Origin of the sequence: Sporosarcina sp. FA15 (genome assembly GCF_051550195.1) — a bacterium.
Classification (GTDB): domain Bacteria; phylum Bacillota; class Bacilli; order Bacillales_A; family Planococcaceae; genus Sporosarcina; species Sporosarcina psychrophila.
The window spans coordinates 413,651-437,948 of record NZ_CP188818.1 but is presented as its reverse complement, the minus strand read 5'-3'; the positions used below and the strand labels follow the sequence as shown (position 1 = coordinate 437,948).

Here is a 24,298-nt window from a genome sequence, read left to right as displayed (position 1 = left end):
TTCCTCCTAAAAGCCTAATTTCTTGGTGAATCTAGTCAATCGCTCTCCGAACAATTTCTGTGCAAGCCCCGTTTTAAGCGATAGATAACCGTAAATTGCAGCACCAACTGTAGCGCATATCAAAATATACAAGATAGACTGCATTTTTCCGTCAGCAGGACTGATTGCTGTCAGTCCTTTCAATGTAAATGTGACAGCTATTAACATAATGACATTTAATATAGCGATAAGGATAAGTCTTCTAAACACCATCTTCGACCTGTAATTAAGGGTCTTAGTAATGATGACGATATTAATGCCTACCGCGACTGTATAACCAATTGAAGTCGCCATAATGGCACCATTCGTTTCAAATATTTTGATGAGCGGTATATTCAGTACCAGTTTGAAAAACAGTCCGAGTAATGAAGTGAAAACTATCCACTTATGTCGATCGATGCCTTGCAAAATGGCTGCTGTCACTGTATATAAGCCAAATAAAATCGCGACAGGGGCATAATTCGCTAGTATCTCTGCACCCATTGCATCTTTTTCATATAGAAATTGGTAGAACTCATTTGACAAAACGATTAATCCGATAACGATTGGTACCGTCAAGAACAGCATAATCTGATAGGTCTGATCAAGTGAATTTGTAATCCCTTTTTGATCATTTTTCGCATAATAACTTGTAATGACCGGAATAAGAGCCATTGAAAATCCTGTCGCAATCATGACAGGTATCATGACGACTTTATGCGTTAAAAAGTTCAGCATCGTTAAATAGATGTCAGTTACCTTTGCAAAGCCGATTGAAGACATCGCTTCGTTAAAAGTAATCATATCAACGAATTGATAAAGGGGATTAATAACCCCTACCAGGACGAAGGGCAAGATATAAGCAAATACTTCTTTGTACATGTCTTTGAATGAAACGTCACTTGATGAAGTACTATTCGCAAGAAGATGGTCGAATTCTGGTTTATAACTTTTCCAATACTTGAACAAGACAGCGAGACCCGCAAGCGCCCCGATAAACGCCGCAAATACCGCGAAGTTCACTGCAGTTTTCGGAGATCCATGCATGAAGTTCACGACAATAAACGCTCCTGCCAGAACGACAATAATTCGCACAACCTGTTCTACTAACTGAGAAACCGAAGTCGGCATCATTTTTTGATTGCCCTGTAGGAAGCCTCGCACGATACTCATAAGTGGAACGGCAAGCAGTGCATAACTGACCCAGCGAATCACATTTGCAATCTCTTCAATTGTGAAGATTTGTTCATCATCTTTACGAACAAGTTTCGCAATCGGTTCAGCTAAAAAGTACAGCGTTAAAAAGGAAAGTATTCCTGTGACTGCCATCACAAGCATCCCTGACTTTAACAATTTCCGTCCAGTTGCATAATCGCCACGAGCATTATATTTTGCTACGAATTTTGAAATCGCAAGTGGTGCTCCTGATATCGCGATAGCTAACGCGATATTGTATGGGATGTATGCATATTGATAGAGACCGATACTTTCTTTCCCAACGATTGCGTAAAATGGAATAACGTATAATAGTCCAAGCGCTTTCGATAAAAATAGACCTATTGTCAGTATAAAGGTCCCTTTTACAAGATTTGATGACATGTTTGATCCTTCCATTCTCCCTAAATCTACTTAACAGTTTACCCCCAGACGACGCTTTTCACAATGTATATCCGTCATTAGTGTGGAATAGAGAAAAACTGAAAGTGTGGTTTCCATTATATATGACGTCATCATATGATAATTAGTTAGTCAAACGTACAGACCAGTAAAAAAAGCGGGCAGTCGCCAAAGAAAAATCAGGCTACCCATCTCCACTGGATTCTGGAGAAAAGGCAGCCTAATTTTGTTCTGTATGTGTCTCTAATTACTAGGTAAACTCAGTATGATTCATCTCGTTTTATTTTAATGTTTTCGTTAGCAATCAGTACACCTTGCTTAAATTCTTCATAGTCAGGCTCTGTTGAGTTTAGGAAGCATGTGGTAGCAATTTTTTTCGCAATCAATCTCCTACCTTTTCTGACTACATCCATTCCCCCTGCATGGCTAATCAATTTATGATAGATGCGCTGACACTCTTTGTGTTGAAAAGCATCGTGTCTTATTTTCTCGTTCTCCGCGCTCGTTGGATACGACTGCTCTTGATATCCCTCTGGCTGACTTATATGCTGTTCAACTTCGCTATTTACTTCTCTAGTCATTCCGTACCCTCTTCCTATTCTTCGTCAAAGTAACTCTACTCTGCTTCCTCATCATTCCAATTTATCACAGGCACTATCCCAGTCTTGGGAAAGAAGTTTGCAAACACTTCTACTCGCACTATTCTTGAAAGTTTTATTGTTAAACCATTTTTAATTGTACCACATGCCGTCGTTATATTTTCTTCCATTTTGACCGCCCCTACTATTTTTCAATGATGCTGTGTTAAACTGTTATTTAATAATCCATTACCGAAAGGCTTGATAACACAATGACTACTAACCATGTTGATGTAGACGTCATCATCATTGGCGGGGGACCATCAGGATTGATGGCCTCCATTGCCGCTGCTGAAAACGGAAGGAAAGTTCTCCTTCTAGAAAAAGGAAAAAAACTTGGTACTAAATTGGCCATTTCAGGGGGCGGGCGCTGTAACGTTACGAATCGCCTGTCACAAGAAGAAATCGTTAAAAACATTCCAGGGAACGGGCGATTTTTATATGGTCCTTTCTCCGTTTTCAATAATGAAGACATCATTCGTTTTTTCGAAGGTCTTGGCGTTCCGTTGAAAGAAGAAGATCATGGCAGAATGTTTCCAGTGTCGAACAAAGCAAAAGATGTAGTCAATGCATTGCTGACAGAAATGGATCGCTTACATGTTGAAGTGAGATTAGAAACGCGCGTTAAAAAACTTTTGATGGATGAAGAGCAAATTCTAGGTGTCAGACTCGATTCTGGCAAAGAGATCCGTTCACACGCTGTTGTTGTAGCGGTCGGGGGAAAAGCAGTTCCTCAAACCGGTTCAACAGGAGACGGTTATCCATGGGCAGAAAAAGCCGGACATACCGTGACGGAACTTTATCCAACAGAAGTACCTTTATTATCAAATGAACCTTTCATTGTTTCAAAGGATCTACAAGGTCTTGCGCTTCGTGACGTGGCAGTATCCGTCCTTAACGCCAAAGGTAAGAATCTTATCACACATCAGATGGACATGTTGTTCACCCATTTCGGCTTAAGCGGGCCTGCCATTTTAAGATGCAGTCAATTTGTTGTGAAAGAACGTATGAAAAACGGCAACAAGCCCGTTGAGATGAGAATTGACTCAATGCCCGAGCTCAATGAAGAAAAAGTATTCCAACTGCTCAATACCACACTAAAAGAAGATTCAACAAAAGCAGTGAAGAATGTATTAAAAGGGATTGTGCCTGAACGTTGGATGCTATTTTTATTCGACCGGGCAGGAATTGATCCGGCTGAAACTGGAGCTCAGATGCTAGTAGAAAAGATTAGGGCATTAGCTAAATTATTGAAAGCATTCCCAATGAACGTCAATGGTACGCAGCCACTTGAAAAAGCATTCGTCACAGGCGGCGGAGTATCCGTAAAAGAAATCGTTCCGAAGACATTAGGTTCCCGCAAGAAGGAAGGTCTTTACTTCTGCGGTGAAATTTTGGATATTCACGGCTATACAGGCGGTTATAATATCACTTCCGCACTTGTTACCGGCAGGATTGCTGGGATGAATGCAGGAGAACATGCGACTGATCTATAAACGTTTATTATGGAAAAACTTTATTATAGATTGTACGAACTAAACTACAGCTATCCGATACTGGACAACAGAAAATCCGCGTAAGAGGGCCAACCCTCTTACGCGGATTTTCTTTTTTAACCTACTGCAACAATATTAATCAGTCTTCCTGGAATCGCGATGACTTTTTTCACTTCTTTGCCTTCAAGAAGTACTTTCACATTTTCATCTTCTAGTGCAAGCTTCTCTAGATCATCCTTCGTAACGTCTTTCGATACGACGATTTTCGCACGTACTTTGCCGTTGATTTGAACAGCCATTTCAACTGTATCATCGACCAGTTTTGATGCGTCAAATGTCGGCCATTGTTCATACGTAATTGTATCGCTATGACCCAACTTCTCCCATAACTCTTCTGCAAGATGCGGAATAACTGGCGCTACCATTTTAACAAAGCCTTCAACATATTCTTTTGGAATCGAATCCACTTTATAGCCTTCGTTAATGAAGACCATCATCTGAGAAATTGCTGTATTATTACGCATTCCTTCAAAGTCTTCCGTCACTTTTTTCACAGTTTGATGGTAAACTTTCTCAAGCGATCCGCCCGTTTTTCCACCGATTTTCGTGCTAAGTGATCCATCCTCATTGACGAACAGGCGCCAGATACGATCTAGGAAACGACGAGCTCCGTCAAGACCATTCGTCGTCCATGCTTTTGAACCTTCCAAAGGCCCCATGAACATTTCATAAAGGCGAAGTGAATCAGCTCCGTGTGAATGAACGATATCATCTGGATTAACTACATTGCCTTTTGATTTCGACATCTTCTCATTACCTTCACCAAGTATCATCCCTTGGTTGAACAGCTTTTGGAATGGCTCTTTCGTATGAACTACTCCGATATCGTAAAGCACTTTATGCCAGAATCGTGCGTAAAGCAGATGTAGAACTGCGTGTTCTGCTCCACCTACGTAGATATCTACAGGCAACCAGCGTTTCGCAAGTTCAGGATCGATAATCATTTCATCGTTATCCGGATCGATGTAACGCAAGTAATACCAGCAGCTACCCGCCCATTGTGGCATCGTGTTCGTTTCGCGACGACCTTTCATCCCTGTTTCTGGATGAGTCACATTTATCCATTCATCGATGTTTGCAAGTGGTGACTCGCCCGTTCCGCTTGGTTTAATATTATCCGTTACTGGTAATACGAGCGGTAAATCTGCTTCTTCAACAGGTGTCATTGTGCCATCTTCCCAATGGATAATTGGAATCGGCTCGCCCCAGTAACGTTGCCTTGAGAACAACCAGTCACGAAGACGGAATGTAACTTTTTTATCGCCTTTGCCTTTTTCAACAAACCATGCGATTGCTTTTTCGATTGCTTCATCTTTGAGTAATCCATCAAGGAAACCTGAATTGACGTGTTTTCCATCTCCAACATATACTTCTGCAGAAACGTCGCCGCCTGCTACAACTTCAATAATTGGCAGATCAAATTCTTTTGCAAACTCATAGTCACGCTCATCATGTGCTGGAACCGCCATAATCGCGCCTGTTCCATATGTTGCAAGAACATAGTCTGCAATCCAAATTGGCATCTTCTCGCCGCTTGCAGGGTTAATTGCGTAAGCTCCCGTAAAGACACCCGTCTTCTCTTTTGCAAGATCTGTACGTTCAAGATCACTCTTCATCTTCACTTCGTTTAGGTATTTTTCAACTGCATCCTTTTGTTCTGCAGTCGTCACTTTTTCAACAAGTTTTAATTCTGGTGCAAGCACTGCATACGTCGCTCCGAAAATTGTATCCGGACGTGTTGTAAATGCTTCAAATGACAAATCAGTTCCTTCAATTTCGAAAGTCAGCTGTGCCCCTTCTGAACGACCAATCCAGTTACGTTGCATGTCTTTCAAGCTTTCCGGCCAATCAAGTTCATCAAGATCCTCAAGAAGACGGTCTGCATAATTTGTAATTCGCAATACCCATTGGCGCATTGGACGACGCTCAACCGGGTGGCCGCCACGTTCTGACTTGCCATCGATTACTTCTTCATTCGCAAGAACTGTACCTAGTGCTGGACACCAGTTAACAGCTACTTCATCGACGTAAGCTAAGCCTTTATTGTAAAGTTGGATGAAAATCCATTGCGTCCACTTGTAATAAGATGGATCTGTCGTATTAATTTCACGGTCCCAGTCATAAGAAAAACCAAGATCATTCATTTGACGCTTGAACGTTGCGATATTTTTCGCGGTGAATTCGGCAGGATCATTACCTGTATCAAGCGCGTATTGCTCTGCCGGAAGGCCAAATGCATCCCAGCCCATCGGATGCAGGACATTAAAGCCTTGCTTCCGTTTGAATGAGCTCAAAATATCTGTCGCGATATAGCCAAGCGGATGCCCGACGTGTAGTCCAGCACCTGATGGATATGGAAACATATCAAGCGCAAAAAATTTCGGTTTAGACGGATCATCCATCATTTTGAATGTTTTATTGTCTTTCCAGTACTGTTGCCACTTCTTCTCAATTTGTCCGTGATTATAACTCATTTAAAATTCCTCCTTGATAAGTAGAAAAGCACTAAAAACAAAAAACTCCCGTCCCTTAAAAAGATAAGGGACGAGAGTAGTATAATTCCCGCGGTGCCACCCAAATTGACGACAAAGCCGCCCAACTTGACTCCTTAACGCGGAAAACGGCACGGGTTAGTAAATCAAATCATTCACCAATGCAGGCTCCAAGGCGAGTTCATCTCTATCGTACAGGCTTCCACCAACCGCCTGCTCTCTAATAAACGACAGTAAAGATTACTACTCCTCTTCAACACCAAAGCTATTGCTATTAGTTTACCCGAATCATGCCACTTTAACAACAATCATTTTACGCCTTCAATAACATCCTTCACAATTAACACCGCTTCTGTCGAATCAATGACTTCTTGAATAGTGAATCCTTCGAACACTTCTTTCAATTCCAGTCCATCGGCTGTCACGTCAATCAATGCGCGTTCTGTAATGATTTTATGGACGACCGCTTTTCCTGTTAACGGAAGTGTACATTCTTTCTTAATCTTCGCAGAGCCGTCTTTCGCAACGTGATCCATAATAACGATAATTTTTCGCGCGCCATGAACAAGATCCATCGCACCGCCCATTCCTTTGATCATCTTGCCAGGAATCATCCAGTTAGCCAAGTCCCCTTTTTCAGACACTTCCATCGCGCCAAGTATGGCAACATCGACATGTCCTCCGCGAATCATCGCGAATGATTCAGCACTGTTAAAGTATGCTGAACCTGGAATAGATGTAACAGTTTCTTTTCCCGCGTTAATGAGATCCGGATCAACTTCATCAGCTGCCGGATAAGGTCCAATACCTAACAATCCATTTTCTGATTGAAGTACGACTGTTTTTTCAGGTGATATATAATTAGCAACGAGCGTTGGCATACCAATTCCAAGATTGACGTAGTTCCCGTCCTCGATTTCCTTTTCAGCCCGTCTTGCGATTCGTTCCCTTACATTCACTTCTCCCATATCACAATTCCCCTTTCCTTAGCGAGTCGTCAGACGCTCAATTCGTTTTTCTTGTTGCGCCTGTAGAAGTCCTTGGACATAAATGCTAGGTGTATGAATCGTCATTGGATCAAGATCGCCCGTTTCCACGATTTCCTCCACCTCTGCAATTGTGAATTTCCCTGCAGCCGCCATCATTGGATTGAAGTTTTGTGCGGTCTTGTTGTAAATCAAATTGCCGAACTTGTCGGCTTTTGCTGCACGAATAAGTGAGAAGTCCGCACGAAGCGCCTCTTCAAGAACATACTCTTTACCATCATAGACACGGATCTCTTTCCCTTCCGCAACGAGCGTTCCAACACCAGCCGGCGTGAAGAATGCCGGTATACCAGCGCCACCAGCACGAATCTTTTCTGCAAGTGTTCCCTGCGGCGTCAACTCAACTTCAATTTCACCTGATAGTACCTGACGTTCGAATTCTTTATTCTCACCAACATATGAGCCTATCATTTTCTTAATCTGTTTATTTTTCAATAGTAGTCCAAGTCCCCACTCGTCGACTCCGCAGTTATTTGAAATAACCGTTAAGTCTTTCACACCTTTTTCAACAAGTGCTAGAATGAGTTGTTCCGGAATTCCTACTAGTCCAAATCCCCCAACCATTAATGTTGCACCATCTTCAATCTGTGCAACCGCCTCTTTCGCTGATGAATAAATCGGCTTCATTTTACATCCCCCTTTGAATCTTTTAAAACTTACGTAATAATCCTTCTTCTCAATTAAATCAAACTCTACCGAATGTTGCAATGATAGTAGCGTACAGAAAAAAACGGAAAGCCTATAAGCGGCTTTCCGGTTGATAGCCGGCTTTTTTAATGGGCCGGTCGTATAGCAAGCTAGTGATGATTGGAATGATCATAAATGCTGTCAATATGAATAGCATCACTTGCATACCATATTGGTCTGCAAGAATTCCTCCAATAAATGGCCCAAACATCCGCCCCATTGTCGCAAAGGAATTGACAATTCCTTGATAAAAGCCTTCCCTTCCTTTAGGAGAAAGTTGGCTCGCAATGGTCGGCACAGCCGGCCAGACAAACATTTCCCCAAACGTCACAATCACCATTGCAACAATGAACATTGTAAATGAAGCTGCAAAACTGACTACAATATAAGAAATACTAAAAATAACAATCCCGATAATTATTTGCGTTTTTATTTTATTTTCCAACCTAGAGATGACTGGCTTAATGATTGGTTGTCCAATCACAATCAGCAATCCATTTATCGTCCATAACAAACTATATTGTTTCAATGAAATACCAAGTGATAATGAGTGGGTAGAAATTGTCGTCATCCACTGGGAATAGACAAGCCACATAATCAGATAACCGCCTGAAATGATAAGTAGCGCATAAAAAGGTGCTTTTTGACGAATTTTCTTATTCTCCTTAATGACACTTGTGTGACGATCAGGTGCAATTTCAAGTTTGCGGTAACCGAAGAAAGCGATAAAGAAAAAGACCACATAAAACACCAAATTCGCAGGGAAAATATAGTCAATACTGACCGAAGCGACAAGTCCTGCTAAGGCTGGCCCAATCGCCACACCGACGTTTTGGGCCAGGTAAATCGAGTTAAAAGCTTTCCTGCCGCCCTCCGGCCAAAGCGTCGCCATCATCGCATACATACTTGGAAAAATAAGACCCCCACTGAAACCTAGAAGCGTCAAAAACCAGATGTATGGTTGCCAGTCATGCCAAAATACAAGGCCAACAAGGCCGATGATTGAAATGATGATTCCAGCCATGATAGACTTAAATCCACCTATCCGGTCAAATAAATAACCGCCAAGCAAGTTGCCCACGACACCAGCTCCTGCATTAGCCATCAAGACAAGTCCAGCGACAGAAAGCGATTTCCCTAAATAATCGTGCATATAAATCGTATTTAGCGGCCATAGAAACGAGTTTCCCATGACATTAATGAACATTCCAATCACGAGAAGCCATACTTTTTTAGGCATACCCTACGCCTCCGTCCATATATAAAGTCAGTAAAAGTGTATGACTTTTTCTACATTCAGACAAGACCCATAAAATAAGTTCCATAATTCAGATGATGCCAGTACGGAAAAACATGATACAATTAGCTGTTAGAGGAGTGAATAAAGTGGATAAATTAAACTTACCTTTCCCTACTGAAGGGAAACGCTATCATACATGGTCACGTCACTTAAAAGATGAATTCGGATTCAAAGTAATGAAAGTTGCGCTTGACGCTGGATTTGATTGCCCGAACCGGGACGGCACTGTTGCTTTCGGTGGCTGTACATTTTGCAGCGTTGCAGGATCTGGAGATTTCGCCGGGGACCGCGTCGATCCAATCGACGTCCAATTTGCAGAAATCAGCGAAAGAATGCACAAGAAATGGAAAGATGGCAAATACATGGCCTATTTCCAGGCATACACAAATACCCATGCCCCGCTTCCAAAGTTAAAAGAAAAATTCGAAGCGGCATTAGCGCAAGAAGGCGTCGTTGCATTATCAATCGCAACTCGTCCAGACTGCTTACCTGACGATGTTGTCGAGTATTTAGCTGAGCTGAATGAACGAACTTATTTATGGGTTGAACTTGGCCTACAAACTGTCCACGAAAAAACGGCAAACCTTGTCAATAGAGCCCATGATTTCAAATCCTACGTTGAAGGTGTCGAGAAATTGCGCAAACACGGTATTCGTGTCTGCACACATATCATCAATGGCTTACCGCTTGAGGATTATGACATGATGATGGAAACGGCACGTGAAGTTGCAAAACTCGATGTTCAAGGCATCAAAATCCATCTTCTTCATCTACTTAAAGGAACGCCAATGGTGAAACAATACGAAAAAGGCCAACTTGAATTCTTGGAGAAACAAGAATACATTGACCTAGTTGCTGACCAACTTGAAATTCTTCCACCAGAAATGATTGTCCACCGCATTACAGGTGATGGTCCAATTGAATTAATGATTGGCCCAATGTGGAGCGTCACGAAATGGGAAGTGTTGAATGGCATAGACAAAGAACTCGAACGTCGTGACAGCTGGCAAGGGAAACATTATGCAGGGGCGGTAGAATTGATTTGAAGCTACATCGCATTCTTCCCTTCGCAAGACAATTATTTAGTGAAACAGTCAATGCTGGTGAAACCGTTGTTGATGCAACTACCGGCAACGGCAACGACACACTCTTTTTAGCTGATCTCGTCGGTGAAAATGGACATGTTTTAGCATTCGATATTCAACAGGCAGCACTCGACTCAACAGCCGAACGACTCGGTAATTTAAGTGAACGCGTGTCACTAATATTGGATAGTCATGCAAACGTCGAAAAATATGTTAGCGGACAAATTGGCTGCGCCGTGTTCAACCTTGGTTACTTGCCGCATAGTGAAGATTTGTCAATTGTTACAAAAGCCGACTCTACAATCAAAGCAATCCATACAATGCTTGGGTTGCTGAAAAAAGGCGGTATCATAGCGGTTGCTGTCTATGATGGACATGAAGGTGGCGGAGAAGAGCGGGATGCACTTCTGGCTTATGTAAAAAACTTACACCAGGCTGATGTCCATGTCATTCGTTATGAAATGATCAATCAGCGAAATAATCCCCCGTTTTTGATAGCGATGGAAAAGATGAAGGATTTTATAACAGTAAAACTAGTTGAATGACAAAAAAAGGTTGCCCGATTGAAATAAAATCAGGGGCAACCTTTTTTCTGTTGTTTTTTAGTTTCTGATTGATTGAACAGCTTATATGCTTGGGACACATGCTATATGATCGGTCAGACCAGTTATATGATTGGTTCGCAACGCTATATGCTCGGCAATCCAGTTATATGATTGGTTCGCAACACTATATGATCGGCAAACCAGTTATATGATCGGGACGCGACGTTATTTGATCGGCAATCCAGTTATATGATCGGGACGCAATGCTTTATGATCGGCAAACCTGTTATATGATCGGGACGCAATGCTATTTGATCGGCAATCCAGTTATATGATCGAGACGCAACGCTATTTGATCGGCAATCCAGTTTTATGATCGAGACGCAATGCTATTTGATCGGCAATCCAGTTATATGATCGAGACGCGACGTTATTTGATCGGCAATCCAGTTATATGATCGGGACGCAACGCTATTTGCTCGCTTCTAACTTCAGTGTCAAAAATCCCGTAAATCAGCAATCGCACCTACTGTTTTGAAGTCTTCATTCACCATAAATGCAATCAATTGGCCAGCAGTTTGTTCAGCACTGCTTAACAACCCTTTTTCCTTATAGTCTATAAAACGATCAAGGAGAGGGAATGCCTCTTCCTTACTTCCCCGAATGGTTTCCTGCATTCCAGTATCTATAATCCCCGGCGCGATAGAAACGATGTCTACTGGGTGTTCCGCGCTCCCCTGCTCAAGTGCGACAACACGCGAGAAATGATCAAGTCCAGCTTTCGTTGTGCAATATGCTCCCCATCCTTCATACGCATTGCGGCCTGCTCCAGATGAGATGTTGACGATTCGCTTCACTCCTTTGAAGTTTTTCAAAGCCCCAATAAATGTATTGGATAAAATAATTGGTGCCGTCAAATTTAATGCTACTGCTTTTGTTATATCTTCCGCATTTATAGCACCCATTAATCCAATAGGGTCAACCATTCCAGCGTTATTAATAAGTGTGAATGACACCGCTTCTCGTGGGAAAACAGTGATTATCTCATCCATTAGCGCTTCCAGTTTCTCCGTTTCAGAAAGATCTGCTCTAATGAATTTTACACCGTCTAGTTTACTTATCGTGCGTGCAATCCCGATGACGAAATGCCCCTCACTACCTAGCTGCTTTGCAAGTTCAAATCCAATCCCTTTTGACACACCTGTAATAATATAGACGTTCATTTATTCCACCCCTCCTGCATGTATTTCAACCATTCTTTGAAATCGCTCTTTTTTAACGGCTCCTGTACTTACTCTATGAATTGGATAGCATCCCTTAATTCTGAGAGATTGGTCCCGAATCAATTCCCCTCATTGTTACAGTCGACGATTAATGACTCGTTCAGAAAGCACAGCTCGATTTTCTCCAAATTTTTTATGAGCACAAATATATCGAAATCTATTTCCGAGACTTCTACTCCCACTCATCTTTTTCTTTATTGTATCATCCGAATTGACTGAATCACAGTCACCCAGTCAGTTTCGAAAACTATTCAAACAACAATAGAGTAGGCGCATGAATAAATTCATGCGCCTCTCACAGATCCGTACGTGCGGGTCATCGCATACGGCTCCTCCATGTTTATCCCCTTTGGGGATGCAAGTCTTGATAAATATCTACTAAGAAAATTAATCGTTGTTCCCTGAACCTTTCGTTGGAAATGGCGAAATGAACTGGCGGGGAAAGAGAACTTCTCCATTTGGTCATTCTAAGACGGGGGAGCTCTCCTTTCCAACCATTTCTTCTAAGCTCCTTATGGAGTTTATTTATTTTCCGCCAGCTTCGTAGCTGAATCATCCGCAATCTTCGCCTAATCCATGAATCTAAGTTTCTAAACAATGTCTTACAGAATCCAATCCCAAAATACCTCCCCCAACCCCTAATCACAGAGTTGAGACGACGCTTAATAAAATCTTCCATGTTCACTGTTAAATTTCTTTTCGTAATGTCCTTAATTTTCTGTTTGAATTTCTGAACCGCTTTATTCGAGGGTGTATGGAAATATCCCTTTTTGAAAGTGTATCCAAGAAAAGTGAAAGACTCAGATATGTTATCTACGATTTTGGTTTTCGTCGGATGAACGACCAGCCCTAAATCCTCTTCGAGTAATTTCTTCACTGATTTCAAAACTCTTTCAGCACCCTTTTGGGATTTACAACAGATGACAAAGTCATCCGCATAGCGTGTAATTCTATGCCCACGCGCTGTCATCATTACATCCAGTGGATGTAAATAGATGTTAGCTAACAACGGACTGATGACACCCCCTTGCGGGCTACCGCTAGTGCTTTCCTTAACAATTCCATCCTCTACTATTCCCGATTCTAGAAATTGTACAAGTAAAGCTATCACACTACTATCTACTACTTCTTCACGAACTAATTCAATTAACTTCTCGTGAGGAATGGAGTCGAAATAGGTCTTGATATCTGCATCAATAACGAACGTGTATCCCGCCATCAAATCCTTACGGATTGCATCTATCGCCATATGTGCACTGCGGTCTGGTCGGAATCCGAAACTGCATGGAAGGAATTTCTCTTCAAAGATTGGTTCTACCTTCCGCTTGACCGCTGCCTGTAAGACACGGTCACCGACAGTAGGAATCCCCAGTGGACGTTGCGTTCCATCTGCTTTTGGAATGTAGACTCTTCTTACCGGTTTCGCACGATACGATTTATCACGCAATGATTGTTGGAGCACTCTTAAGTTGTGTTCCAGTTCAAGTTCATATTCCTTAATCGTGATAGTGTCTACACCGTGCGCTCCTCTGTTTTTCTTCACATCATAAAAGGCTTGTTCCAGGTTTGGGTATGACCAAATCTTATCAATAAGGCTGTACCACTTTCGTTTCTTTGTGGATATTCCTCCTACACGTAAGCCTTGCTTTTCTGTTAGTTCTTTCATGTATCCGTTACCTTCCTAATCCTTCGACTGGTTGACTAGTTTGCACTGACCAGTATCTGAAATAGTACTCCGCCCCTAAACAACCTACTTTCTATTCGGTCCCGATTCTTCGGCTATCTGCCTCGTCGGCTTCTGTTTAGTACATGGAGAACCTCAAATGCACTTGCTTTTCTTGCATGGACAGACCGGCTTCGCATCAAGTCACTGCCTTTTGAGTCAATGCTTGTCTTGTCAATCAGATGACAAGTCACTTACCTTTATGGCTTTTCCGGTAAGTTTATTCACTACTATCCCCTGCTCTGACTTCTCACCTTCCGTAAAATCCTTCTTGTCCATTGCGGCTTTGAAAGACCCTTACCACCTAAGGTGGAGATGATGAGATCTCCTTGGGTCACGTCAATTCTCTTTCCCCCGAATCCAGTCCTCGTAACTAATAGAATATAGTGTGGTTTTGGACTTCCCCATCTTTTGCAAGGTTATCCTATCCTACCAGCCAACATGGTTAATGCCATCTGTTCCGAGTTTCGCCTTCTGGTCCTCCGCACGGAATCTCGCGATACCCGCACTACCAGTCAGCTATACATTTCCGCCACTACGGCATGTTAGGGACTTACACCCATTAGAGAAAAGCGCTGCCAAGCGCACAAAAAACAACTTCCCCGAAGGAAAATTGTTTTTCAATTTTAAACTTAGATTTTAATAACACCGATCACAATAGCGATTGCCAATAGAACAACACTGAAACCCCACATCATCATAAATGAATAACGGATATGACGGCCCATTTCAAGCCCTGCCAATCCTAGTGCAAGCCATAGAGCCGGAGATAAAGGACTGACAAACGTTCCAATGATATTTCCGATAATCATAGCATAAGCGACAGAGAGTGAAGATACTCCAAAACCAGTTACAACCTGATCGACAATCGGAAGCAATGCGAAATAATAGGCATCCGTACTTAGCAGTAAATCGAATGGAACACCGAGCACTCCTATGATGATGTGCAAATATGGAATGATGAATGCTGGCAAAACAGTCACAAGATCTTTTGCAATCGAATTCAACATATCCGTCCCATTTAGAATACCTAAAAACGAACCTGCGGCCAAAATGATCGTTGCCATAAGAATCGCACCTGGTGCATGATCTTTTATGCGCGACATCTGGTCCTGTATATTAGGATAGTTAATAGGTAAAGCAATACTGACCCCAATCATAAATGCGAATCCAGCTGGAATTACGCCCCAGACCAAAACACCGATTACACTGATTGCTAATATGACGTTTACCCAATAAAACCTTGGTCGGCTCAATAACTTTTCCGCGACCGTATCTTGACCCTGATTAGGATTTACCGGCAATTCAAGTGAGTCATCTACGGACATGGATTTTTCATCCGCTAATATGTTTTTCGCGATGCGACGTTTTTCACGAAGTCCAAGTAAAACTGCCAAAACAACTAATAATACTAGGCCGATTATTTGAATCTTAATGAGTGGTCTCCACAGTTCAGTGACATCCATATCAAGCACTGCCGCGGTTCTTCCTAACGGGCCAGCCCAAGGAACCATATTCATTACACTTGCACTTGTTCCTACCAACATGAGCAACAAATAGGGACTCATCTTTAACTTTTTATATAACGGGAGCAAAGCGGGGATTGTAATTAGGAACGTCGAGGCTCCTGAACCGTCCAAATGAGCGATTGCAGCAATGATGACAGTACCAACAGCCACTGCAATAACATTTCCACGAGTAAGTGATATCATCTTATCAATGAGAGGGTCGAATACCCCTACATCCTGCATGATTCCGAAAAACAGTATCGCAAAAATGAACATGACAGCAACACTGAAGACAGATTGCGTTCCACTTGTGAAAAACTCACCAATTTGTTCGAAGTTGAATCCTGCACTGAACGCCCCCACTATCGGAACAAGTACTAGCCCTACAATTGGAGAGACTTTGCCACTTATAAGTAGCACAACAACAATGAGTATTGTAAATAAACCAATAATACTAAGCATAATTTCCTCCTTCTAGTAAACGGCTGTTTACTAATGAAAAGGAAGGTCACATAGTGTAAGCGGATACAACAATTTTCACAACGATTGAAAATTTGTTTCGACAGACAAAGTGATCCCTCTCTTTTTCAAAGTTTTCTATACTCAGAAACTTATCATAAAGAGGTTAGAAAAATAAGTTTAATTAAGTAAAAACACTATTGATCTTTCTGTGTGTTTTGTTCATTTTGTCCACGGTATGTATTTTCGTTCAGGCCGCCCGATGTCTCCATATTTTAGTTGCGCTTCTGCTTCTTTAATCGACACTAAATATTCCAAATATCGTCTCGCGGTTGATCGGCTTACTCCCACTCTTTTGCCAGCGTCCATTGCCGTAACGCCCGAATTATCGGTTGCCTGTATAACATCTTTTATTTTATCTAATGTAATTTGGTCAATTCCTTTCGGTAACTTTCCTATCGCAACAGTTTCAATCTTTTGGGATGTTTGCAAACCTGTCAACCAATCGATTTCATCTTGTTCAAGCTCTTCCCTTGAATTCAAAAGGACGTGCTGATTACTGAAACGTTTCAACGTCTGTTCAAAACGGATGAAATCTGCAGGTTTCACGATGTAATCAAAAATCCCGCCACGTAACGTTTCAGCAATGGTCGTTACCTCCTTAGCAGCAGTCACCATAATGACGTCAATTTCAGTGAACTCTTTTCGTAATTGCCAAAACAGACCCAATCCTTCCGTATCAGGTATATAGACGTCTAATAAAATTAGTTGTGGCAACTTCGCTTTGTTCCGTAATAAAATCAATGCTTCTTCCCCAGTTTTAACTACTTCCAGGACAGTAAACCCGTCTACCTGATTGACGAATTGACGATTTATTTCAGCAATTCTAAAGTCGTCTTCTACTATTAATACTTGAATTGTTTCACGCATTGCTTTCTGTCCCTTCACGTGGATTTTTCGGTATGGAAACAACAAAGCAAGCTCCACCCAGCTCTCCTTCTTCTAAATAGAGTGCTCCATTCACTTCGGCTATTAGCTGTTTCGTCATAGCAAGCCCGAAACCACGATTCGCGCCTTCTTTTGAAGTAAATCCTTGTTCAAATATCTTTTGAGCTAGCTCTTCAGTAATTCCTTCTCCTGAATCCTCTATTTCAAAAATGATATCATCACCTATATCAGTGAAAAAAATCGATATCTTTCGGTTTGAGGAAGGATTCTTTTTCACTGCGTCCATTGCGTTATCAATTAGGTTCCCTATTGTTGTCAATAACACCTCACTTTTCTTCTCAGATAATTGATTTTCCAATATACTATCCTGGTGAATTACCAAATCTACGCCTGATTCATTCGCCTGATTTAATTTCCCTAATAAAATTCCACTTATTAGCGGATCTGCTACTTTCCTTATCAATATACGAATCCAGTTTTTTTGTAAGTTACTTTCTTTTTGAATATAATCAATAACTTCCTTTTTCTTTCCCAGTTGTAGTAAGCCTAGTATCATATGTAGCTTGTTTGAGAATTCATGGGTTTGGGCCCTTAACGCATTTGCGTATTGTTTAACCCGAGTCAGCTCCTTCGTTAACGACTCAATTTCAGTCTTGTTCCTAAAAGTGGATACCGTCCCGATAAACAGCTGTTCAAAATAGATTGGAACAGTGTTTATGAAAACAATGTTATTACCTATCACTATTTCCTTATCAGATAGCCCGTTTACGTCATTCAAAAACTCGGATAAATGTTCAATTGGAGATACTTCTTGTATTTTTTTACCAACGTAATAATCTGATGCAATCTGTTTATCGAATAATAAATGTTGTGCAGCAGAATTTATCATCGTGATCATTCCATTTTGATTTAATGCAATAATCCCTTCATGCGTCGACTGAAGAATCGTTTCTTTTTGGAACAGCAAATGGGTTATTTCCTCTGGTTCTAATCCATATAATACTTTTTTAATATACGATGCAATGATGATTGCACCGATAACTGCAACTCCTGCAATGAGCAACAAGACAATCCATAACTGACTATTATAGTTGTGGATTATAGTTTGAATATCATCAGCTAAAAAACCGACAGATACGACACCAACAATGTTCTCATCTAGGTAAATGGGTACTTTCGCCCTTAATGAGCTACCTAATGAGCCGATTGCTTTCGAGATGTACGATTCGCCGCGCACTAATGCCCTCTCATTGTCTTCACCCACCATTTTTTCCCCGACTTTATCAGCTATAGGATGCGCATACCTTATTTCTTCCGTATTTCCGATGACGATAAACTCAGCACCAGTCATCTCTTGAATGGGTGCAATAATCGGGCCGATTATTGCACCAGGATCATCATCCTCAAATGCATTTGCAAGTTCGGGAATATGTGCAATACTTTCAGCAACACCAAGCGCCCGATCTCCCATCTGTGTTTCTAACATATCAGATATAAAATAATTCATAAAGGCCCCGATTACCAAGACGATTGCAATGATTAATATACCAATGAGAAGAATCATTTTCAATTTCAAATTAACTGTTACATTTGGTTTGATATGGGGATTTTTTATGTCACTTTTTTGGAAATAAATCATTGCTTGAAACTCCTTAAAGTTCGATTAATAGGTGAATACGAAATATAGCAGACAGGGCTATGAATAGCAATGTACTGATATGTATTATACATTTTATGTTTCATACTCCTTTACTTCAATAAGAAAAGCGAAAGGCTCCCTTTAAGACGCGACAGGTATAAGTCGGACAAAGGGAAGGCAGTCAAAGTTCGCGACATCGTGTCGCAACGACTGCATACCTGAATCCTTGCAAGCACGCCGTGGCGTTCTTTGACACATAGCTAGATTACTTATGACTAGAGCGGTTAACGTCTGAAGTCTAGACACTGTTTCAAATCTAAAAACTTATCCTTTCAAGAACAAAAGCGTAAGCGCTTGTGCAGCCCCGACAAGCGCTCTTTGCCTTTACCTACAGGCCAGAAGTGACTCGAGGGGCTAGGCGCTGGAGTCTAGACGTAAAATCTCTACGTTACAACTTATCCACAGTACGAGATTTCATGATTTCCTAGACAATAAAAAAAGCTTGCCTAATCGATCAGGCAAGCTTTGATAGGGATTATTCGACTATTGTTATTTTGACATTTTTTCGCCCCCACTTATAGGCCTCACTCTTCGTAGGTATAAAAACATCAATTTTATTTCCTTTAATCGCGCCTCCAGTATCACCTGCAATCGCGTATCCGTAGCCTTCTACGTGTACTTTCGTTCCAAGTTTGATAACATTCGGATCGACGGCGATCACTTTTAGATCTGAGTTTTCTCTTAAATTTATGCCCGTTTTTGTGATACCGGAACAACCATTACAATAAGCTGTATATGCAGTTGCCGAGACGGTAAATTCTTTGCCGGCATTCGTAGACGTTGACCGTGATACAGCTTTTGATGCGGGCTTATCAGTTGCTTTTTTAGATTTCTTAGCGTTTGAACCGATACTAAGTTTTTGATTCGGGAAAATGAGATCCGATTTCAAATTATTCCACGACTTCAATTTCGCTACTGTTGTATTATGCATTTGAGAGATTTTGTATAATGTATCGCCTTTTTTGACTTTATACGTTGCAGATGAGGCGAAACCCTCATTTGCTCCGCTAATTAATAAGACAATCGTCAGGATTAATGTCAAAAGTATGTTTTTCATTTACTCGTCTCCTTGTATTTTATTCTCAGGAGACAGCTTGCCCAAGTTGTATGACAATAACATTACAATGAGTTGTCTTTTTCATTACAAAGAGCAAGCAAGATTAAGAGCATACTTTGACTGTAAATCGACGCATAAAAAGCGCCAACCCTCCAATCGGAAAGTTGGCGCTTTATCATTTAATTCAGTATTTTTATCGTCACGTTTTTACGACCCCATTTATACGCTGCCTCTTTTGTCGGGAAAAATACATCAATCTTGTTTCCTTTGATTGCGCTTCCCGTATCACCGGCGATTGCATATCCGTAGCCTTCCACATATACCTTAGTTCCGAGTTTAATGACACTTGGGTCAACAGCAATGACTTTGACATCCGGGTTACTTTTCAGATTAATACCTGTTTTTGTTACTCCTGAACATCCATTGCAATTGGCCGTAAATGCACTGGCCGAAACAGTGAATTCTTTGACAACATTATCAGAATCGGATCGAGATGGTGTTTTCGCAACTGATTTAACCACTTTTTTCGGTGCTGCCACTTTTTTAACTACTTTTGCCCCAGAAGCGACTTTCAACTTCATGTTTGGCTGAATTATATTTGACTTCAAGTTGTTCCACGATTTTAATTTGGAAATGGATACGTTATGCATCTTAGATATCGTGAATAACGAATCACCTTTTTTAACTGTGTAATTTGGCGATGCTGCCCAGCTTACATCTGCTCCGCTGACCAATAATGCAATCGTAAGAATGAGGGTCATTAATAATTTTCTCAATTACTCTACTCCCTGCTATTTAGTCTATACTTATAATAGCAATCGACTATTACAGGAACATTACAGAAAGCTGTCTTTACCATTACAAACAGTATGTGTATTATTACATGCAAAGAGGTGTCTGCAATGAAGACGATTACTATTCGTAGAGCGGCAAGGAACGATGCCGCGGCCATAACTGACATACTTATAACGAGTCAATGGTTTACCTACGACAAGCTTTATTCCAAGGATTATATTACTAAACTAATTGACCAATATTACAGCGTGCAACGTATTGAGCAAGAAATCGTCTCTATTAATGAACAATGGCACGGTTATTTCATTGCTGAGTCAAATGGAAAAATCGTCGGTGCTATTGGCGGCGGAATGACTAGTAAAACTACGGGAGAAGTATATGTCTTTTATTTAGACCCTTTAATGCGAGGAATGGGTATTGGCACACGACTTCTCGACTTCTTTACTAAAATACAGAAATATACGTATGGCGCAAATGAACAATGGGTTTCAGTCGCCAAAGGAAACCATTATGGCATTCCTTTCTATGAGGCTCGCGGATTCATCTTCCAGCATGAAGAACTTGCATATGGAACTTCTAAAGAGGATCAAGATATCTCTCTGAAATATAAGCGCGACATTACATAAAATAAGGTGGATTTAATGACTACAATCTTAGGGTATATCGTAGAAATGATTCCTTATCTATTCATCGCTTTGCCAATCATCCTCATCACCCGCATCATTTACAATAAAATACGCGGATACGTGAAACTTCATGTCTACCATGAAATTGGTGTTGTCATCTTTTTATTATTCATGACGGCGTTATTTTCACAAACAATCCTGACGTTTCTTTATACAGGACCGGTCGTTACACGCTCATTTTCGAATGTAAATCTTATTCCTTTCAGGGTTTTTCAAGATAATTATTATGCCATTACGGAATTGAATTTCTGGCAGCCATTTATTATAAATTTTTTAGGTAATATATGCATTTTCATGCCCATTAGTTTTATGATTCCTTTATTATGGAGCAAATTCAATCGATTTTGGAAAGTTTGTTTGATTGGGTTAAGCATATCTCTTTTTATCGAAATAACGCAGTTGTCCCAAGCCAGAAGTAGCGATATTGATGATTTATGGTTAAACACACTAGGTAGTATGATTGGTTACTTCGTGTACATTGTTATGAAAAAACGCTTTCCGAAGACAAACCATCTTTTTAAAAACAGAAAAATTCACTCGTAATATATTGCATATCTTCCAACTGACCTTACTTTATTGTATACTAGAGCAATAATGACAAATACAGGATGGTGATTCAAAATGCCGGTACCGACAGATCATACGAAGCCACTTCGAATTTCCGCAAAGGAAAATGCATTTAACCAACTCCAGCAATGGATTATAGATGGCACATTACATCCAGGTGAAAAGTTAAACGATACAGAACTTGCCGGGGCGCTCGGGGTTAGCAGGACACCTATTCGTGAATCGTTGCAATTGCTTGAAGTGCAAGGGTTTGTGAGAATGTATCCTGGGAAGGCGACGCAAGTAACGGAAGTGGACAAAGAATCTATCACAGACCTCCTTCCACCCCTTGCAGCATTACAAGCCTTATCCGCCGAACTTGCAATCCCGAATCTGACAGAAGAGACGATCGCCTTACTTGAAAGTACGAATAGAATATTTGCCCATGCAGTCTATACTGAAGATTACTTTTCTGCTTTAAAAATCGACGAAGAGTTTCATCAGATTATCGTTGACGCAGCGGACAATCCATACATCATAACTATGGTCGCTTCACTTCAAGCACATGTCAGAAGATTATTCTTCCATAACTCTATTATCTTAACTGAAAAATCGATTGATGAGCATGATAAAATTATCAATTCAATGAAAGAACGGGATCCTATAGCTGTTTCCTCAATTATGACTGGAAACTGGCTACGTGCGATTGAAGAATTTCATTCTCTCAAATCAAATTAACACATGTATTGATTAACCCAAAAAACAGTAAATAACTTGATCAAACACTAGACGCTTTGTGTACAGTTATGTTTGAATTGCTTTGGATTGAAGGACCTCTATACGATTACCGAGAGGTCTTGATGTGTAGGAATGCGACAGGCAACTATTCGTAACAGAATTACCTAGGATGGAATGAACTGCAATTCCTCCCGAAAAGTGTGGCTAGAAATGACAATGTCATTTCTAGCCACACTTGCCCTCGGTAAATATGTCATGAATAGTTCGCCGAAAGCGAACCGGAAATGATCCAGTGAAAAGGGATTTTTCCAAGCCCTACTCGCCAGTATTTTATGCCAATAAATAGTTAATCAACAGACGCGTCAAATTATAATAAAAAGCCGATTCCTCAGTGAGGAACCGGCTTTTTATTATAATTCTACTGTAGGTTTTTTCCGAATGCGTGCGGCTATTCCGGTTATTAGTATGACAACGAGTACCGGTAAAAGCCAACCAAGCCCTTCCTCATAGAAAGGAAGTACACGATCATAAAAGGATATAATTGGGGCTAACCAATCAAAATACGCTATCTCAAGTGATTTACAAAGTGTTTTAAATCCATCAATAATACTAATCATAAATGCAACGACTGTTGCTGATACATACACTACACGGGCATGGTTGAATAGCGGTGACAGGAATGTCAGAATCATTAAAACGACTGACAACGGATACAAGAACATCAATACCGGAATCGAATACGTAATGATATTCGCCAATCCAAAATTCGCGATAACGAAACAGAATGTTGAGAAGAAAATAACGAAAACTTTGTAGCTAATTTTCGGCATAATTGTATTGAAATATTCACCACATGCAGTAATCAGTCCGATACTCGTAGTTAAACATGCGAGTAGGATTACTACAGCGAGCATAACCAATCCAAATGTCCCCAAATAATGAGATGATGCACCGCTTAATACAGGTCCGCCCGTATCAAAGAGTCCAAATAACTCTGTGCTCGTCGCCCCTAAGTAAGCAATTCCTACATAGATAATCGCAAGGAATGTAGTCGCAATCGCACCTGCTTTTGCTGTCGCCATTAGAATTTCACGTTTATTCGTCACACCCATCGAGCGGATTGCGTTAATGACGATAATACCGAAGACCAGTGAGGCGAGTGCATCCATTGTGTTATAGCCTTCCATAACACCTTTTATTAACGCTCCACTTGTATAATCGCCTTGCGGTGACTGAATTACACCCATTGGTTTTACAATAACCATAACCAACAAAGCGAACAAAAGTACGATGAGTGCTGGTGAAAGGATTTTACCTACACGGTCAACGATTTTCGCGGGATTTAATGATAACCACAATGTAAGACCAAAGAACAATAAAGTAAAGATAATTGTAGCAATCTGCATATATTCCGCACTAATAAACGGAGAGATTCCAATATCAAATGCGACTGCACCTGTACGTGGTGCGGCGAATAATGGACCAATTGTTAAGTATAAAAGTGATGTGAAGACAACTGCATAAACTGGATGAATCCGGCTTGCAAGTTGCTGTAAATTTTGGCTCCCCGAGAAGCCCATTGCTAAGATACCAAGAAATGGAAGCCCTACTCCAGTAATTAAAAACCCAAGAACAGCTAGCCACATGTTCGTTCCAGCATATTGCCCAAGTTGTGCTGGGAAAATAAGATTTCCTGCTCCAAAAAATAGTGCGAATAGCATCAAGCCAATGGCAAGATACGATGAAAATGATAACTTCTTTTGCATAACTTCAGTTCCCCCTTGATGTAAACAACATTACACGTATGCAATATATCGCTGAATTAATAATACTCTTTTCCTTTACAAAATGCAATATAATAATGGCAATTTA

General features: G+C 40.9%; 21 protein-coding genes and 1 other annotated feature. Of the genes, 6 read left to right on the top strand and 15 right to left on the bottom strand.

Annotated elements, in window-relative coordinates:
• Window positions 1–6: 6 nt before the first annotated feature.
• The 3 genes from ACP8HG_RS02190 to ACP8HG_RS02180 form a co-directional block, all read right to left on the bottom strand.
• Window positions 7–1,617 carry a putative polysaccharide biosynthesis protein gene (locus ACP8HG_RS02190; protein WP_187047280.1) on the bottom strand — a complete coding sequence of 537 codons (1,611 nt, stop codon included), beginning with the start codon at window positions 1,615–1,617 and terminating at the stop codon, window positions 7–9.
• A gap of 278 nt (window positions 1,618–1,895) precedes the next feature.
• A complete protein-coding gene (locus tag ACP8HG_RS02185) occupies window positions 1,896–2,216 on the bottom strand; it encodes a hypothetical protein (protein WP_187047279.1) in 321 nt (106 codons plus the stop codon).
• Between the two features lie 35 nt (window positions 2,217–2,251).
• Window positions 2,252–2,404, bottom strand: a complete 153-nt coding sequence (locus ACP8HG_RS02180) for a hypothetical protein (protein WP_156475988.1) — start codon at window positions 2,402–2,404, stop codon at window positions 2,252–2,254.
• Between the two features lie 81 nt (window positions 2,405–2,485).
• On the opposite strand from ACP8HG_RS02180, the gene ACP8HG_RS02175 reads away from it, so the two are divergent.
• On the top strand, window positions 2,486–3,769 hold the full coding sequence (locus ACP8HG_RS02175) for an NAD(P)/FAD-dependent oxidoreductase (RefSeq protein ID WP_187047278.1): 1,284 nt from the start codon (window positions 2,486–2,488) through the stop codon (window positions 3,767–3,769).
• 116 nt (window positions 3,770–3,885) lie between these two features.
• Here ACP8HG_RS02175 and leuS read toward each other — a convergent pair whose 3' ends face one another.
• The 4 genes from leuS to ACP8HG_RS02155 form a co-directional block, all read right to left on the bottom strand.
• Window positions 3,886–6,303, bottom strand: a complete 2,418-nt coding sequence (gene leuS / locus ACP8HG_RS02170) for a leucine--tRNA ligase (protein ID WP_187047277.1) — start codon at window positions 6,301–6,303, stop codon at window positions 3,886–3,888.
• Window positions 6,304–6,366: 63 nt separating this feature from the next.
• Window positions 6,367–6,587: a binding site (T-box leader), on the bottom strand.
• A gap of 42 nt (window positions 6,588–6,629) precedes the next feature.
• Window positions 6,630–7,289: a 3-oxoacid CoA-transferase subunit B gene (locus tag ACP8HG_RS02165; RefSeq protein ID WP_187047276.1), complete on the bottom strand. Its 660-nt coding sequence runs from the start codon at window positions 7,287–7,289 to the stop codon at window positions 6,630–6,632.
• An 18-nt stretch (window positions 7,290–7,307) separates the two neighbouring features.
• Window positions 7,308–7,994 (bottom strand): CoA transferase subunit A, encoded by a 687-nt coding sequence (locus tag ACP8HG_RS02160; RefSeq protein ID WP_067207464.1) that lies wholly within the window; start codon window positions 7,992–7,994, stop codon window positions 7,308–7,310.
• Between the two features lie 112 nt (window positions 7,995–8,106).
• Window positions 8,107–9,294: an MDR family MFS transporter gene (locus tag ACP8HG_RS02155; RefSeq protein WP_067207461.1), complete on the bottom strand. Its 1,188-nt coding sequence runs from the start codon at window positions 9,292–9,294 to the stop codon at window positions 8,107–8,109.
• 146 nt (window positions 9,295–9,440) lie between these two features.
• Between ACP8HG_RS02155 and ACP8HG_RS02150 the strand changes: the two genes are divergently transcribed.
• Both ACP8HG_RS02150 and ACP8HG_RS02145 read left to right on the top strand, forming a co-directional pair.
• Complete coding sequence (locus ACP8HG_RS02150; RefSeq protein WP_067207459.1) at window positions 9,441–10,400, top strand: TIGR01212 family radical SAM protein; 960 nt, start codon at window positions 9,441–9,443, stop codon at window positions 10,398–10,400.
• Complete coding sequence (locus tag ACP8HG_RS02145; protein ID WP_067207456.1) at window positions 10,397–10,984, top strand: tRNA (mnm(5)s(2)U34)-methyltransferase; 588 nt, start codon at window positions 10,397–10,399, stop codon at window positions 10,982–10,984. Before ACP8HG_RS02150 ends, ACP8HG_RS02145 begins: the two co-directional genes overlap by 4 nt.
• A 497-nt stretch (window positions 10,985–11,481) precedes the next feature.
• Here the strand turns inward: ACP8HG_RS02145 and ACP8HG_RS02140 are convergent, their stop codons facing one another.
• From ACP8HG_RS02140 to ACP8HG_RS02110, 7 genes are all read right to left on the bottom strand, one after another.
• Window positions 11,482–12,207 (bottom strand): SDR family NAD(P)-dependent oxidoreductase, encoded by a 726-nt coding sequence (locus ACP8HG_RS02140; protein WP_340741791.1) that lies wholly within the window; start codon window positions 12,205–12,207, stop codon window positions 11,482–11,484.
• Between the two features lie 400 nt (window positions 12,208–12,607).
• The gene (gene ltrA, locus ACP8HG_RS02135; RefSeq protein ID WP_438298128.1) at window positions 12,608–13,933 is read right to left on the bottom strand and encodes a group II intron reverse transcriptase/maturase; all 1,326 of its coding nucleotides are present in this window, start codon (window positions 13,931–13,933) and stop codon (window positions 12,608–12,610) included.
• Between the two features lie 689 nt (window positions 13,934–14,622).
• Window positions 14,623–15,960 carry a CitMHS family transporter gene (locus ACP8HG_RS02130; RefSeq protein ID WP_421102629.1) on the bottom strand — a complete coding sequence of 446 codons (1,338 nt, stop codon included), beginning with the start codon at window positions 15,958–15,960 and terminating at the stop codon, window positions 14,623–14,625.
• A 219-nt stretch (window positions 15,961–16,179) separates the two neighbouring features.
• Entirely contained in the window at window positions 16,180–16,887 is a 708-nt protein-coding gene (locus ACP8HG_RS02125; RefSeq protein ID WP_421102627.1) for a response regulator, read from the bottom strand.
• Window positions 16,880–18,544, bottom strand: a complete 1,665-nt coding sequence (locus ACP8HG_RS02120) for an ATP-binding protein (RefSeq protein WP_438298127.1) — start codon at window positions 18,542–18,544, stop codon at window positions 16,880–16,882. Before ACP8HG_RS02120 ends, ACP8HG_RS02125 begins: the two co-directional genes overlap by 8 nt.
• 535 nt (window positions 18,545–19,079) lie before the next feature.
• The gene (locus tag ACP8HG_RS02115) at window positions 19,080–19,661 is read right to left on the bottom strand and encodes a 3D domain-containing protein (RefSeq protein ID WP_340765334.1); all 582 of its coding nucleotides are present in this window, start codon (window positions 19,659–19,661) and stop codon (window positions 19,080–19,082) included.
• Between the two features lie 179 nt (window positions 19,662–19,840).
• Window positions 19,841–20,437: a 3D domain-containing protein gene (locus tag ACP8HG_RS02110; protein WP_340765336.1), complete on the bottom strand. Its 597-nt coding sequence runs from the start codon at window positions 20,435–20,437 to the stop codon at window positions 19,841–19,843.
• 126 nt (window positions 20,438–20,563) lie between these two features.
• Between ACP8HG_RS02110 and ACP8HG_RS02105 the strand changes: the two genes are divergently transcribed.
• The 3 genes from ACP8HG_RS02105 (at window position 20,564) to ACP8HG_RS02095 (ending at window position 22,426) form a co-directional block, all read left to right on the top strand.
• Window positions 20,564–21,082 carry a GNAT family N-acetyltransferase gene (locus ACP8HG_RS02105; protein WP_340765339.1) on the top strand — a complete coding sequence of 173 codons (519 nt, stop codon included), beginning with the start codon at window positions 20,564–20,566 and terminating at the stop codon, window positions 21,080–21,082.
• A gap of 15 nt (window positions 21,083–21,097) precedes the next feature.
• The gene (locus ACP8HG_RS02100; protein WP_438298126.1) at window positions 21,098–21,685 is read left to right on the top strand and encodes a VanZ family protein; all 588 of its coding nucleotides are present in this window, start codon (window positions 21,098–21,100) and stop codon (window positions 21,683–21,685) included.
• A gap of 78 nt (window positions 21,686–21,763) precedes the next feature.
• Complete coding sequence (locus tag ACP8HG_RS02095) at window positions 21,764–22,426, top strand: GntR family transcriptional regulator (RefSeq protein ID WP_421102621.1); 663 nt, start codon at window positions 21,764–21,766, stop codon at window positions 22,424–22,426.
• A gap of 410 nt (window positions 22,427–22,836) precedes the next feature.
• Here ACP8HG_RS02095 and brnQ read toward each other — a convergent pair whose 3' ends face one another.
• Window positions 22,837–24,192: a branched-chain amino acid transport system II carrier protein gene (gene brnQ / locus ACP8HG_RS02090; protein ID WP_438298125.1), complete on the bottom strand. Its 1,356-nt coding sequence runs from the start codon at window positions 24,190–24,192 to the stop codon at window positions 22,837–22,839.
• Window positions 24,193–24,298 lie beyond the last annotated feature (106 nt).